This is a genomic window from Paenibacillus sp. YN15 (genome assembly GCF_003285005.1).
Classification (GTDB): Bacteria; Bacillota; Bacilli; order Paenibacillales; family NBRC-103111; genus Paenibacillus_AR.
Genome location: NZ_QMFA01000001.1, coordinates 508,498 through 520,974, shown reverse-complemented (window position 1 = coordinate 520,974; position 12,477 = coordinate 508,498). Strand labels below are relative to the sequence as shown.

At 55.5% G+C, this 12,477-nt stretch carries 10 protein-coding genes and 1 pseudogene; 6 read left to right on the top strand and 5 right to left on the bottom strand.

Annotation, left to right across the window (positions count from 1 at the left end):
• The first annotated feature begins 33 nt into the window (after positions 1-33).
• The 4 genes and pseudogenes from DQG13_RS01785 to DQG13_RS01775 all read left to right on the top strand — a co-directional run bounded on the left by DQG13_RS01785 (position 34) and on the right by DQG13_RS01775 (position 3,476).
• On the top strand, positions 34-1,737 hold the full coding sequence (locus tag DQG13_RS01785; protein WP_181592506.1) for a methyl-accepting chemotaxis protein: 1,704 nt from the start codon (positions 34-36) through the stop codon (positions 1,735-1,737).
• 72 nt (positions 1,738-1,809) lie between these two features.
• Positions 1,810-2,028, top strand: a pseudogene (locus DQG13_RS31715) (polyphosphate kinase 2 family protein); the annotation flags it as partial.
• A gap of 25 nt (positions 2,029-2,053) precedes the next feature.
• Positions 2,054-2,620: a PPK2 family polyphosphate kinase gene (locus tag DQG13_RS31325; protein WP_309472215.1), complete on the top strand. Its 567-nt coding sequence runs from the start codon at positions 2,054-2,056 to the stop codon at positions 2,618-2,620.
• A 28-nt stretch (positions 2,621-2,648) separates the two neighbouring features.
• Positions 2,649-3,476, top strand: a complete 828-nt coding sequence (locus DQG13_RS01775) for a class I SAM-dependent methyltransferase (RefSeq protein WP_113017734.1) — start codon at positions 2,649-2,651, stop codon at positions 3,474-3,476.
• Between the two features lie 2 nt (positions 3,477-3,478).
• Here DQG13_RS01775 and DQG13_RS01770 read toward each other — a convergent pair whose 3' ends face one another.
• Complete coding sequence (locus DQG13_RS01770) at positions 3,479-3,739, bottom strand: hypothetical protein (RefSeq protein WP_258525407.1); 261 nt, start codon at positions 3,737-3,739, stop codon at positions 3,479-3,481.
• A 616-nt stretch (positions 3,740-4,355) separates the two neighbouring features.
• Complete coding sequence (locus tag DQG13_RS01765; RefSeq protein ID WP_113017631.1) at positions 4,356-5,441, bottom strand: Gfo/Idh/MocA family protein; 1,086 nt, start codon at positions 5,439-5,441, stop codon at positions 4,356-4,358.
• Positions 5,442-5,581: 140 nt separating this feature from the next.
• Between DQG13_RS01765 and DQG13_RS01760 the strand changes: the two genes are divergently transcribed.
• Positions 5,582-6,454 (top strand): helix-turn-helix domain-containing protein, encoded by an 873-nt coding sequence (locus tag DQG13_RS01760; RefSeq protein ID WP_113017730.1) that lies wholly within the window; start codon positions 5,582-5,584, stop codon positions 6,452-6,454.
• Positions 6,455-6,800: 346 nt separating this feature from the next.
• On the opposite strand, the gene DQG13_RS01755 is transcribed toward DQG13_RS01760, so the two are convergent.
• The 3 genes from DQG13_RS01755 to DQG13_RS01745 all read right to left on the bottom strand — a co-directional run bounded on the left by DQG13_RS01755 (position 6,801) and on the right by DQG13_RS01745 (position 10,967).
• Positions 6,801-7,520 carry a response regulator transcription factor gene (locus DQG13_RS01755; RefSeq protein WP_113017728.1) on the bottom strand — a complete coding sequence of 240 codons (720 nt, stop codon included), beginning with the start codon at positions 7,518-7,520 and terminating at the stop codon, positions 6,801-6,803.
• 112 nt (positions 7,521-7,632) lie between these two features.
• Positions 7,633-9,426: a two-component system histidine kinase PnpS gene (pnpS, locus tag DQG13_RS01750; RefSeq protein ID WP_113017726.1), complete on the bottom strand. Its 1,794-nt coding sequence runs from the start codon at positions 9,424-9,426 to the stop codon at positions 7,633-7,635.
• A gap of 2 nt (positions 9,427-9,428) precedes the next feature.
• Positions 9,429-10,967 carry a fumarate hydratase gene (locus tag DQG13_RS01745; protein WP_113017630.1) on the bottom strand — a complete coding sequence of 513 codons (1,539 nt, stop codon included), beginning with the start codon at positions 10,965-10,967 and terminating at the stop codon, positions 9,429-9,431.
• Between the two features lie 159 nt (positions 10,968-11,126).
• On the opposite strand from DQG13_RS01745, the gene DQG13_RS01740 reads away from it, so the two are divergent.
• On the top strand, positions 11,127-12,296 hold the full coding sequence (locus DQG13_RS01740; RefSeq protein WP_113017629.1) for a polysaccharide deacetylase family protein: 1,170 nt from the start codon (positions 11,127-11,129) through the stop codon (positions 12,294-12,296).
• Positions 12,297-12,477: the final 181 nt, after the last annotated feature.

The window sequence follows — 12,477 nt, the reverse complement described above, 5'->3', positions numbered from 1 at the left end:
CAAAACCCCCGCTTTGCAGGGAGATTACCCCGATTGAGGCTGACCCTAAAGCTGCGCCTGGGGATCGGCTTCGCCGCCATTATTGCCGTTTTTGTGGTGGCGGCGGTAATCAATAGCGGGCAAATCGGACGGATCCGCGCCAACATGGAGACCCAGGACAGCAAGGTTCTCCTGCAGATGCAGGCTCTTGAGCTGAAAGGTGCGGCCCAGGATATCAAAGACATTGCTTCCGGATTGATGATTTCCCGCACACAGGCCTTTATCGACAAATACAAGGAGGCCCGCCCTGTTTTTCTGGAGCAAGCCCGGCAATTGGGGGATACCGCTTCCACCGAGGAGCAGATGAAATGGAGAAGCCAGCTGGTGATGGCCACCAATGACTATCTCAATATGTTCGACCAGGCCGTCGCCATCATTTCCGACCCGAACTTAAGAGATGTGGAAAAACAGATGAATACCCAGCACCTGTATGAAGAAACCCAGAAGCAGCGGGACAAAATTTTTACACTGACCGACCAGTTCTACGCCGCCTTCAGTCAGGATGCCGAAGCGGCTATGGCTGTCTCACGGGAAACCCTGGATCAAAGCGCTTCCTCCATGTGGCTCTACTCCCTGCTGGCGATCGCCCTGGGCGCTACCGTTGCCATCGTTATTATTCTCTATTTCGGCCGCAGCATCCGAAGACTCCAAAACGCGGTTTCCGTCATCGCAGAAGGGAACCTGTCCCACAAAATCAACTCCGCCTCCCAGGATGAGCTGGGTCAGTTAAGCCGCGCCTTCGATACGATGGTGGACAAGGTGCGGGATATGGTGGTGGAAACCAAAGCCGCCGCTACCTCCTTAGACGAGCATTCCGGGCAATTCCAGCGTTATTCCCAGGATACTGCCGCAGCCAATGCCCATATTCTTACGGCCATCCAGGACATTGCCAAGGGCGCCGGGCAGCAGGCCCAGCAGGCTGAGGACAGCGCAGGCATTCTGGATCAGCTGGAGCGGGAAATCGGCGATATCTGGGAATATGCCCGGATGATGAGCCAAAGCGGCAAAACCTCGGAGCAGAACACCAAGAACGGCCAAGCCTCCATTGAGGCGCTGCAGAAGGCTTCCATGCAAACGGAAGAGCTGCTTATGGAGGTGCAGCAATCCATGGCGGGTCTCTCCCAGCACTCCTCGAAGATCGGAGCGATTGTGGAGACCATCGGGGAGATTGCTTCGCAAACCAATATTCTATCGTTGAACGCCGCCATTGAAGCGGCGCGGGCAGGCACGTACGGCAAGGGATTTTCGGTAATTGCCGAGGAGGTGCGGGTTCTGTCTTTACATACCAGCGAGCAGTCGAGGAACATAGAGCAGATTATCGGAGGGTTGAGCGGAGAAATTGCGGCGCTGGGGGACAAGCTTTCCGAGAGCCAGCAAATGATCCTGAAGCAGAACAGCCAGGTGGTCAACTGTCTTGGTTCCTTTACGGCGATTGCCGGCTCCGCCGCGGAGGTTTCGTCCCGCATGGAGCAGGTTAACGGGAAAGTGGACACCATCCGGATGAAATGCCGGGAGCTGGTGGAATCCTTCCAGCAGGTAGCGGCGGTAGCCCAGGAAACGGCGGCAGGCGTCCAGGAGGTCAACTCTACCTCCCTGCAGCAGGATGCGGCCATCCGCCATGTGGCAGGGCAAGCGGAGGATATTCACCGCCTGTCCAAGGAACTGTTCAGGCTGTTGCAAAGCTTTGTGGTGGCATAGGGTTAAAACAGTGTAAAATGGGGTAATATCCACCTATTGTTCGATAAATCCCCATTAAGGAGTGTGACCCGCATGCTGGACCGTTACCGGATGGAGGAACCGCGGAAAGCAGTCCTTTCGGCCTTTGATCCCGATGATACTGCCGGGATGAAAAACAAGGACGCGGCCATGCAGGAGTTTAACCGGTTGAAGGAGGAATTGCTGGAGGAGCAGGAAAAGCTGTTTGCCAGCAAAGCCGGCAGTGTCCTGATTATTTTCCAGGGAATGGACTGCAGCGGCAAGGACGGTGTGGTCAAAAAGGTGCTGTCCGGTCTGAATCCCCAGGGCTTCCGCGCCGTCAGCTTCAAAAAAACCGGTTGGCGAGGAGCTGAATCACGACTTTCTCTGGCGCTGCCACAAGGAAACTCCGCCCAAAGGCTATATCGCCGCATTCAACCGTTCTTATTACGAGGATGTGCTGATTACCCGGGTTCATGGCATGATCCAGAACAAGGAAGCAGAGAGGCGGCTGGCCCATATCCGGCATTTCGAGGAGCTGCTGACGGACAGCGGAACCCGGATCATCAAGATTTTTCTCCATATCTCCAAGGAGTTTCAATTGAAAAAAATCCAGGAGCGGATGGAAAATCCGGAAAAGCTGTGGAAGTTCGACCCCAGCGATCTGCAGGAGCGCCGGTATTGGGATCAGTATGCCGAGGCTTATGAGGATGTGTTCAAGGAAACGGCCACCGCCAAATGCCCATGGTACATTGTGCCGGCCAACCACCGCTGGTTCCGGGATGTTCTGGTGCAGCGGATCATTGTGGAGACCTTCCGGGAGATGAAGCTGTCCTATCCCAAAGCCGATGTGGCCGCCAGCGGTTTGCTGGGACCGGAGGGGTAACACTAAGAACGGAGGAATGGCATTTTTTATGAAGGAAAAAATTAATCATCAAAGCCATGTGGACCGGTTTCTGGGCTTTCAGGAGCTGTATGACGCCAACCGGCCTGCCGCGCCGGCAAGGGTCACGGAATTGCTGACCCTGTATAGGGGGAAAACACCGGAGCTGGTGGTGGATGTGGGCTGCGGCACAGGGCTGTCCACCTTTGTCTGGAACGGCATCGCCGCAAGAATCATCGGAGTGGAGCCGAACCCGGATATGCGGATGAAGGCCGAAGAGAAATTGCAACGGATAGGACCAGACGCAGCCGCTGTTTCATTCCGGCCCGGATACAGCAATGAGCTGGAGTTAGCCGACGGTGAAGCGGATATTATCACATGCTCCCAATCCTTTCATTGGATGGAGCCGGTCAGCACGCTGCAGGAATTCGGCCGTGTGCTGGCTGCCGGAGGAGTGTTCGGCGCATACGATTGCGATTGGCCCCCTTGCATCGGGTGGGAGGCGGAGCAAGCTTATAACAAGCTCATTGCCAGAGCGGCGGAGATCCTCACCCACCTGGTTCCGCCGGAGGAAGCCGTGAAGCAATCGGACAAGTCGGAGCATCTGGCGCAAATGAAAAAAAGCGGAGTATTCCGCTTCGTAAAGGAAATCGTCTTTCACAATGAAGAAATATGCAACGCCGAGCGGATTGTCGGCATGGCTATGAGCCAGGGCGGCGTCCAATCGGTGATCAAGCTTGGCGCTGCTGCCGAGCTTCATGACGAGCTGGAGCAATTCCGGCTCCTGACGGAAGACGCCTTCCGCGGCGGAACTCGCATGGTGCCGTTGGGATACCGGCTCCGCCTTGGAGTGAAGTAGCCTTATTTTTTCAAAACCGGGGCGTCCTCCCCGTATTTCTTCTCCATCCGCGATGCGAACCAGCCGGCCAAAAGAAGGGTAACGGCAATGTCATCCAAGGGAACGAGAGGCAGCACATCCGGCACGACCCAATAAACGGCCGCAGGGACAACAAACAGCAGTTTTTCCTTAAGCGGAACTCTGGAGGAGGACAGCAGCCTCCACACTCTGGGGACAGTCGTCCAGATTCTTCGCAGCTTGCCCATTCCAACGGTTTTGACCATTGTCCGTTCCCCCTTCGTCAGTTGTTTTTGCGAATATGGCGGGATATCCCGGTATTATCTATTTAACCCTATCCGCGGCATCATATTCAACTGCCGACGCTACCATAGCCACCCGGAACTGACTTAACGGGCTCCCTTTTCGGGCGCAAAATCAAAATCCTGAGTAGCCTGCTCCTATCCTGCAAAAGTGCAGTTAATTTTCGCTGAAACCACCAAATGGGAGGAATCCGCGTGAAATAACTGCACTTTTGCATTTAGACCCCCCGTTCCAGCGGCTGGCCCATAAAACAACTGCACTTTTGCATTAAGGACATACATCCATCTGTCCTTGTGATTGCGGTAACGTTAACCCAACTGAAAGAATCTCATAACGCCCCGTCGATTTTCCTCGCAGTCCCTAAAACGGAACTCAGCAACCTTTACAGCGGAAAAAATGCGGCAACCTGGAGGTTTTGCGGAACTCAGCAACTCTTACGGTGGCAAAAGCGACGCAAATGGTGGCGGAATGTGGCCAGCCCAGGTATTCAGTTCAGCCGAAAAAGAGACATTCAAACTATAGTCAGTTTGAATGTCTCTTCTAACCCGTTAGTGGCTTTATATGTTAACAAGCATCCTCTTATTGGAAGGAAATGGCCTTGCCGGTTTTGGCGGACTCGTAGATAGCCTCCAGGATTTCGGATACCACCAGCGCCTGCTTCGGTGTTACAGTCAGCGGGGAGCCCTTCAGGATGGCGTCGTACCATACGCGCATTTCGATATCCACATTGTTCTCCGATTTGCCTTCGTAGAAAGCAACGCCGCCGGATTTCAGCTCCACTTCCTGGGTGTACAGGCGGGAGTTTTTCTCGCCGTTGATGAACAGGCCGTCATCCATGTCTGCGCCGGCTTTGGTGCCCACCAAGGTAACCTTGGCTTCGCTAAACTTGCGCAGATTGATGGCCCAGCTGGACTCCAGCACAACGGTAGCGCCGTTCTTGAAGGTAATCATGCCGAAGGCGGAATCCTCCACGGTAAACTGCTTCGGGTCCCAGGGACCCCAGGCATTGGCGGAGTTCTCATTGCCCGCCAGCTTCCGGTAGGAGCTGCCCAGCACAACCTTGGGCTCGTAGTTGTTCATCATCCACAGGGTCAGGTCCAGGGCATGGGTGCCGATGTCGATCAGCGGGCCTCCGCCTTGCTTCTCTTCATCCAGGAATACACCCCAGGTGGGAACGGCGCGGCGGCGGAGAGCATGTGCCTTGGCATAATAAATCTCACCCAGCTCCCCTTCCTCGCACAGCTGCTTCAGGTACAGGCTGTCGGGACGGAAGCGGTTGTTGTAGCCAACGGTGAGCAGCTTGCCGGTGCGCTCGGACACCGCCAGCATTTCACGGGCAGCGGCGGCGGTTTTGGCCATGGGCTTTTCGCTCATGACATGTTTGCCGGCTTCCAGGAAGGCAATGGCGATTTCCGCATGGGAATCATTGGGGGTACATACGTGAACCACATCGATGGAAGCGTTGCCAAGAAGCTCCTTGTAGTCGGTGGTGACCAGGGATTCTTCCGTTCCGTACTCGGTCTTCGCCTTGGCTGCCCGCTCGGGGATAATATCACAGAATGCTGCAAGCTCCAGAATATCTGTTTTCTTGGCCAGTGCCGGCAGATGCTTGCCATTGGCGATTCCGCCGCATCCGATAATTGCGACTTTCAGCTTTTTTGCCATGTTAATCGTATGTCCTCCTTTTAATTGCCGCTCCAGGGTATTCGCAACTGAACTACACTTGTAGTATAGTCAAAGGAGGCAAAAAAATAAATTGCCGTTCTAGTTGTCCTTTTATGTTATTTTGTCATTCGGAGGCCCTTATGGAAATATCCCAGAATCAGGCGATCCACGAGCAAATCACATTCGAGAATCCCTTTATCTCTTTGCGCATTTTTCAGGCGTCAAGCGACAGCGACGGGGGCAGCAAATGGCACTATCACAAGGAATTGGAGATTCTCTGCATTCTGGAAGGACGCCTGGACGTGAACGTGGAGGAGTCGCAGTATTGCCTCACCGGGGGCGATGTGATTATCATCGGCGCCAAGGAGCTGCATAAGGACCGCCGCTACCAGGCTTACGGGCTGAAATACATCGTGCTGCAATTTGATATTGAGCAATTCGTGGAGAATAGCACTCTGAACTATTTCCGCTCCATTTCGGAACCGGGGTTTGCCCTGCATAAGCTGAATTATATCTTTCAGGAGCATCCCTCTGTGGCCCGCCAGGCGCTGGAGTCGGTGCAGGAGATTCTGCAGGAGGTGCAGGATAAGCGGGAGGGCTATGAAATGGCGGCCAGCCTGCAGGTCAAATCCATCATGCTGGCCCTTCTGCGCAATGACTCCCGGCAGTTGATCCGCATGAAGGAACGCGGGGATATGACCCGGCTGAAGCCGGTGCTGGATTATGTGGAGGAAAATCTGGAGAACCGGATTCAGGTGGAAGAGGTATGCCGGATCGCCAACGTGAGCTATTATTATTTCGTCAAATATTTCAAAAAGGTCATGGGGATGTCTTTTCTGGAATACGTCAACTTCAAGAAAATCAAAAAAGCGGAGCGTATGCTGCTCACCCAGGATGTCAGCGTCACCCAGGTGGCGGACAGCATCGGAATGCCCAACATGGCCCACTTCTATAAAGTGTTCAAAAAGTACAATCAATGCTCCCCCAACGAGTATAGGAAGAAGATGGGCTAATTCCCCAACCCGGTCCTTTCCGCAGGCCGGATAGGCTGCGGATGCCGCCCCATTGGCGCGGAGCAGCCTGCCTTTTCCCCGGCTGCAGGCGGGCCAGCTTTTTAACGGCGGTGAGTGCCGCTATTTCCGCCAAAACAGCCCCTCTCGAAATCTAACGGAAGCAGGAGCCCTTATTTGACTCCATTTCGCCCGAAGCCCGGCCAAATGCTTCAAATAACGGCGCTGGCTTCCGTTAGATTTTAGAACGGCCACATACCGCCCCCAATAGCGGCTCCTGCCGCCGTTAGCCCAAATGCCGCGCAACCGCGTGCCGCAGCAAAAAAACCAAGAAGCCGCCCTGCCCAAATCAGGAGCGGCTTCCTTTTGCAATGAGCTTGTAACCGACGCCGCGGATCGCGTCAATCTGCACGGACTGCTGGTTCATCTCCAGCTTCTTGCGCAAAGAGCTTACATGGACATCCACTGTCCGCTGGCCGCCGATATAATCGAAGCCCCAGACGATGTTCATCAAGTCGTCCCTCGTCACTACAACGCCGGGCCGCTGCACCAGATAGAGCAGCACCTCGAATTCCTTCGGCCGCAAGGGAATCGACTCCCCGTTCAGCTTAACCTCGTAGCGCTCCGGATAAATCTTCAGCTCTCCGGCCACAATCACCCGGTCGGAGCCTTCCTCCGCCGCTTCCTGGCGGCTGTCCTCCGGTCCGGTGCGCCGCAGCACCGCGGCCACCCGCGCCAATAGCTCCGCCACGCCGAAGGGTTTGGTGATGTAGTCGTCGGCGCCGCTTTTCAGCCCCTGGACAACCTCCTCCTCGGCATTGCGCGCCGTCAGGATAATAACCGGCGTCCGGCACTCCTTCTGCCGGAGCTTCGTCAATACCTCGAAGCCGTTCATGCCCGGAAGCATAATATCCAGAATAATCAGGTCGTAGGGATGCCGAAGCGCCTCCTGCAGGCCTTCTCCTCCATGGTCCACAACCTTCACCACATACTTCTCCTGGGCTAAATTATAGGACAGCAAACGGGACAATGTGGGTTCATCTTCAATTACCAATATGCTATGGGCCAAGGGTTTCTCCACCTTCATTTTTAGCCTGTCGCATCCTGTGCCAAGGACAGGCACAGGATGAGCGATCAGGATAATCGTCTGACCAAATTGTAAGTCCAGTCCCTTTTTGTTGTCAATGGAGGACCGGAAGATCAAGTATGAAACGGCTGCCGACGCTTACTTCGCTTTCTACGGAAATATGCCCCTTATGCAGCTCCACCAGGTGCTTCACAATGGAGAGGCCAAGCCCCGTTCCCCCCGAGCTGCGGGAGCGGGCCTTGTCCACCCGGTAGAAACGCTCGAAGATCCGCGGCAGATCCTTCTTGGGGATGCCGATCCCGGTATCCGCAATCACAAACCGGATGGTTTCCGGGTCCTCGCCGTTCACCACATTGAGCGCCTGCACCGTCACGCTTACCTTGCCCCCCTCGGGCGTATAAGCAATGCCGTTGGACAGAAGATTGATCATAATCTGCCGGAGCCGGTCCTCATCCGCCTCCATGTACAGATCCTCCTCCACCTGAAGCCGCAGCTCAATATTTTTCTTCTGCGCTTCCGGCGCCAGCATCTGCAGGGTATGGTCCATAAAGCTGTTCAGATGGACGGGAGACAGCTGCAGGGGGACCCGCTTGGACTCAATTTTGGACAAATCGAGAATATCCCCGATCAGCCGGTTCAGGCGTTCGCTTTCATCATAGATAATCTGCAGGAAGGACTTGGCCGTTTCCTCATCCTTCAGCGCCCCGGCCAGCAGCGTCTCGGCAAACCCCTTCACCGAAGCCACCGGCGTCTTCAGCTCATGGGAAACATTGGCTACGAACTCGCTGCGGATGCGCTCCAGCCTGCGGACAGCTGTAATGTCGTGAAGCACAATCAAGATGCCGGCGAACTCCTCCCCGCCGATCACCATGGGGCGCAAATTGATCTCCAGGAGAATCTCCTCGGGAAAATACAAGGTCCGCTCATCCCGGATATGCTCCATGGAGCCAAAGCACATCTCGATCAGCTCGGACAGCTCCGGAGCCAGGCTGGCGTGCTGGTAGTGGCGGCCCAGCAGCTCCTCCTGGCGGAAGCCCAGAATCTCCTCCGCCGAGCGGTTCAGCAAGGCGATCCGGCCGTCCTTGTCAATCATAAGCACACCGTTGATCAGCCCCTCCAGAACCGCCTTCATCCGGCCCTCGTTCTCCAGAATCCGGTTCATCTGCTGCTCCAGGCTGTCCGCCATGGTATTGATGGCATGGCCCAGGTCGCCGATTTCGTCTTTTCTGCGGACAGGCACCCGGGATTTGTAGTTCATGTGGGACAGCTGCCGGGCTACCCGGATCATCTTGTCGAAGGGCCGGGTGAGGCCAAAGGCAATCCGGTAGCTGATGCCGCCGGCTATCAGGAAAAGTACTCCCAGCCCCAGCAGAAGAAACAGCCACAGGGTATGGACGGCATTCTCCACATCCCGCAAATCCATGGCAAGCCGGAGATAACCGGCACTGTCGTCACCCGTTCCAATGGGCATGGCCACATAGAGCATATTATGCCCCAATGTTTTGCTGTACCGCACACTGTGCCCCAGCCCGCTCTCCTTTGCCTGCCTGACTTCCTCGCGGTCCAGATGGTTGTTCATCAGCTCCGGCGCTTCGTCCGATTCTCCGATAACCTGCCCGTCCTGACGGATCACCGTAATCCGGGCGGCCGCCGAATCCTTCAGCCGGCGCGCCTGCTCCGTATAATAATGCTCCTTCTCCTCGTCGCTGCCCCCATGGTTCCAGTCAATGGTGGCAATGATCAGCTTCAGCTCCCGCTCCATATTGAGCACAAGCGCGTCCTTGTACGAGTTCTCCAGAAGCTTCGCCATATAAACCCCGGCCAGAAGCATGGAGCAGCCGATGATCACAATAAAAATCAACGTAAGCCGCCAACGGAACTTATGCATGGTCAAAATACCTTATCCTTCAACCGTGCCAGCTTTTCGATGGAGCTTTCATCCACCTCGGCATGAAGGCTTCCCCCGTGAGAATCCATGGTTACAATGGCGGCAAAACCTTCGCATTGCAAATGCCACATGGCCTCCGGCACCCCAAACTCCTTCAGGAAATCCACACTCTCCACCTTTTTAAGGCATTTGGCATAAAATTGCGCCGCCCCCCCGATAGCGTTCAGATATACCCCGCCATGCTCCTGGAGCGCCTTGAGGGTTTTTGGGCCCATGCCGCCTTTGCCGATGACCGCGCGGATGCCGAATTTCTTCATAATCTCCCCCTGATAAGGCTCCTCCCGGATGCTGGTGGTGGGTCCCGCAGCCTTTACATGCCATTCCCCCTGCTCATCCTTCATCATAACCGGACCGCAATGGTAAATAACCGAGCCGTTCAAGTCCACCGGCGAATCATGATCCATCAGATAGTGATGAAGCGCATCCCGGCCGGTATGGATCAGCCCGTTGACAATGACCACATCCCCCACTCGTAAAGCCCGGATTTGCTCCTCCGTGATAGGCGTGTTCAGGACAATTTCCCGTTTGTCCGCTTTTTCCTTCCCCGCCGTGTCCTCTGCCTCCGCTGCGCGCCCGGCGGCCGGTGCCGGCTCATACGCCCATTTTTTGAAGGCGCCGGTTTCCCCATCGAGAATGGCCCCCTGCCTCCGGTATGCCCAGCAATTATAAGCCACGGAAACATAAAAGCTGGCGGGAAGCCGGTTCATCACCCCGATTTTGCAGCCCAGCAGAGTAACCTGGCCGCCAAAGCCCATGGTGCCGATGCCCAGGGTGTTGGCATGCTCCATGATATACTCCTCCAAACGGGCCAGCTCCTCAATTGTGTTCACATCGTCCACCGGGCGGAAAAGCTGGTGCTTCGCCAATTCGTAGCCTGTAGTCCGGTCTCCGCCAATCCCCACGCCGATAAAGCCGGCGCTGCAGCCTTGGCCCTGGGCCTGGTACACCGCATGGAGAATGCATTTGCGGATGCCGTCCAGGTCCCGTCCGGCCTTGCCCAGCCCCTCCAGCTCACAGGGGAGACTGTACTGGATATTCTTATTTTCACAGCCGCCGCCCTTCAGAATCAGCCGCACATCAATTTCGTCCTTTTCCCATTGTTCAAAATGGATCACCGGCGTTCCCGGCCCCAGATTGTCCCCGCTGTTGGCTCCCGTGAGGGAATCCACGGAGTTGGTGCGCAGAATGCTGTCCCGTGTGGCCTGGGCCACCGCCTGGCGGACCGCTTCCTTCATGATGATCTGATTGGCTCCCACCGGAACATGGATGATAAAGGTGGGCATACCCGTGTCCTGGCAAATGGGAGATACATTGCAGTCGGCCATGCGGATGTTTTCGGCGATGGTTGCCAGCGAAAGCGCCGAGCGGGTTCCTTCATCCTCCTTGAGCCTGGCGGCCTCAATTCGGCTTTGTACATCCGCAGGGAGCCGGGTGGAGGTTTCCACAATCAATTTGTAGATGCTCTCTTGAAAATCCTTCATCCCAAGCAGTTCTCCTCTCATTGTCAAGGTCTCTGTTTGCCTCTATAATAATGTTGCTCTCTTCCGCTATTATACGATTTAACGGAAAAAACCGCTAACCCGAATTGCAGCAGCCTGGGGCATAAGTGTTTATTTTAAACAGAAAGGGACCGTCCCGCCATGAAAAAGCTTCTTTTACGCATCACCCTGTTATGCTGCCTGGGTCTCACCATGGCCGTATCATCATTAAGCGCCTTCGAGCCGGATGTTTTGTACAAGGATCAGGTAGCTGTTCTCATGTATCATCATATCAGCGATACGGTCAAGGGACCAGGCACCATCACCACCGAGCTTTTCCGCAACCAGCTGTCTTTTTTGGAAAGCAGGCATTATAACTTTATCTCTCTGGATGAGTTCAAGGCTTATATGGAGGGGGCTTCCGTCCCCGACAATGCTGTTCTGGTAACCTTCGACGACGGTTATGAAAGCTTCTACACCCATGCGTATCTGGTGCTTCAGGAGCTGGGCATTCCCGGTGTAAGCTTCGTCATTACTGGAACTATCGATGATCCGCAGAAGGGCACCACCCCTTTTATGAACCGGGAGGAGCTTGCCAAGCTGGGCAAACGCAAGGGCTTCATTGAATTGCAAAGCCATACCGACAGCCAGCATGAAAAGCAGAACGGCAAAGCCTACCTGACCCACCGGCTCCAGTTGAACGGGCGGACGGAAACAGAAAGCGAATACAAATCCCGCGTCACTGGAGATACCGTCATCTGCCGCATCAAGCTCGATTCCTATGCGCCGGGAAGCGGCGATACCCTGGCCTATCCCTTCGGAATATACAATCCGGAAGCCATCGCGGCGGTGCAGGAGGGCGGCATCCGGTACGCCTTTACGGTTATGCCGAAGATCGTAACCCGCGAGTCCGATCCCATGCGCCTGCCCCGTCTGAACGCCGGCAGCCCTTATGTGCAGCCGGAAACGCTGCATAACATGATTATGCGGCGGGTCACTGCCATAAAGGATGCCGGCGGTGAGGAAGCGCCCCTTCGGGAAACGGTAGAGCAGTTGGGCGGCGAGCTGTACAAGGACAAGGCCGATAACCAATTGGGACTCAATTACAACGGGACGCTGTTCAAGTTCAGCCCCGACAAGAGCTCGGTCACCCGGCTGGCGGACAATGCCGTCTTCACCCTGGATAGACCGCTGTATGTGGAGGGACGCCGTTCATATATTCTCTTGAAGGACTTGGAGCGGATTCTGGGAATCTCCATCCGTCTGGAGGCGGACACCGGCACCTACACCACCGATCCTCCGGCCGAAAGCGACTCCGGAACGGAGTCCTGAGCCTTCCCTATCGGAATTCTTGCTCCTTACTCCTTGCCGCCGGGCCGGGTCGGGCCTGTGGGAGCTTATCCGGACTGAGAATCCGTTATTTTCCCAAAATGCGCGCTTCTGAGGATTTCGCGGACACACGGTACGCTATTTCCTCGCTATCCCGTCCAAACGGGCTCTTTCCCGGCACATA

Bases quoted from the DNA above. Each gene is read 5' to 3' on its own strand.
- DQG13_RS01775 (WP_113017734.1), top strand. From the start codon at position 2,649: ATGAAGGAAAAAATTAATCATCAAAGCCATGTGGACCGGTTTCTGGGC.
- pnpS (WP_113017726.1), bottom strand. From the start codon at position 9,426: ATGCATAAGTTCCGTTGGCGGCTTACGTTGATTTTTATTGTGATCATC.
- DQG13_RS01740 (WP_113017629.1), top strand. From the start codon at position 11,127: ATGAAAAAGCTTCTTTTACGCATCACCCTGTTATGCTGCCTGGGTCTC.
- DQG13_RS01745 (WP_113017630.1), bottom strand. From the start codon at position 10,967: ATGAAGGATTTTCAAGAGAGCATCTACAAATTGATTGTGGAAACCTCC.
- DQG13_RS01765 (WP_113017631.1), bottom strand. From the start codon at position 5,441: ATGGCAAAAAAGCTGAAAGTCGCAATTATCGGATGCGGCGGAATCGCC.
- DQG13_RS01760 (WP_113017730.1), top strand. From the start codon at position 5,582: ATGGAAATATCCCAGAATCAGGCGATCCACGAGCAAATCACATTCGAG.
- DQG13_RS01770 (WP_258525407.1), bottom strand. From the start codon at position 3,739: ATGGTCAAAACCGTTGGAATGGGCAAGCTGCGAAGAATCTGGACGACT.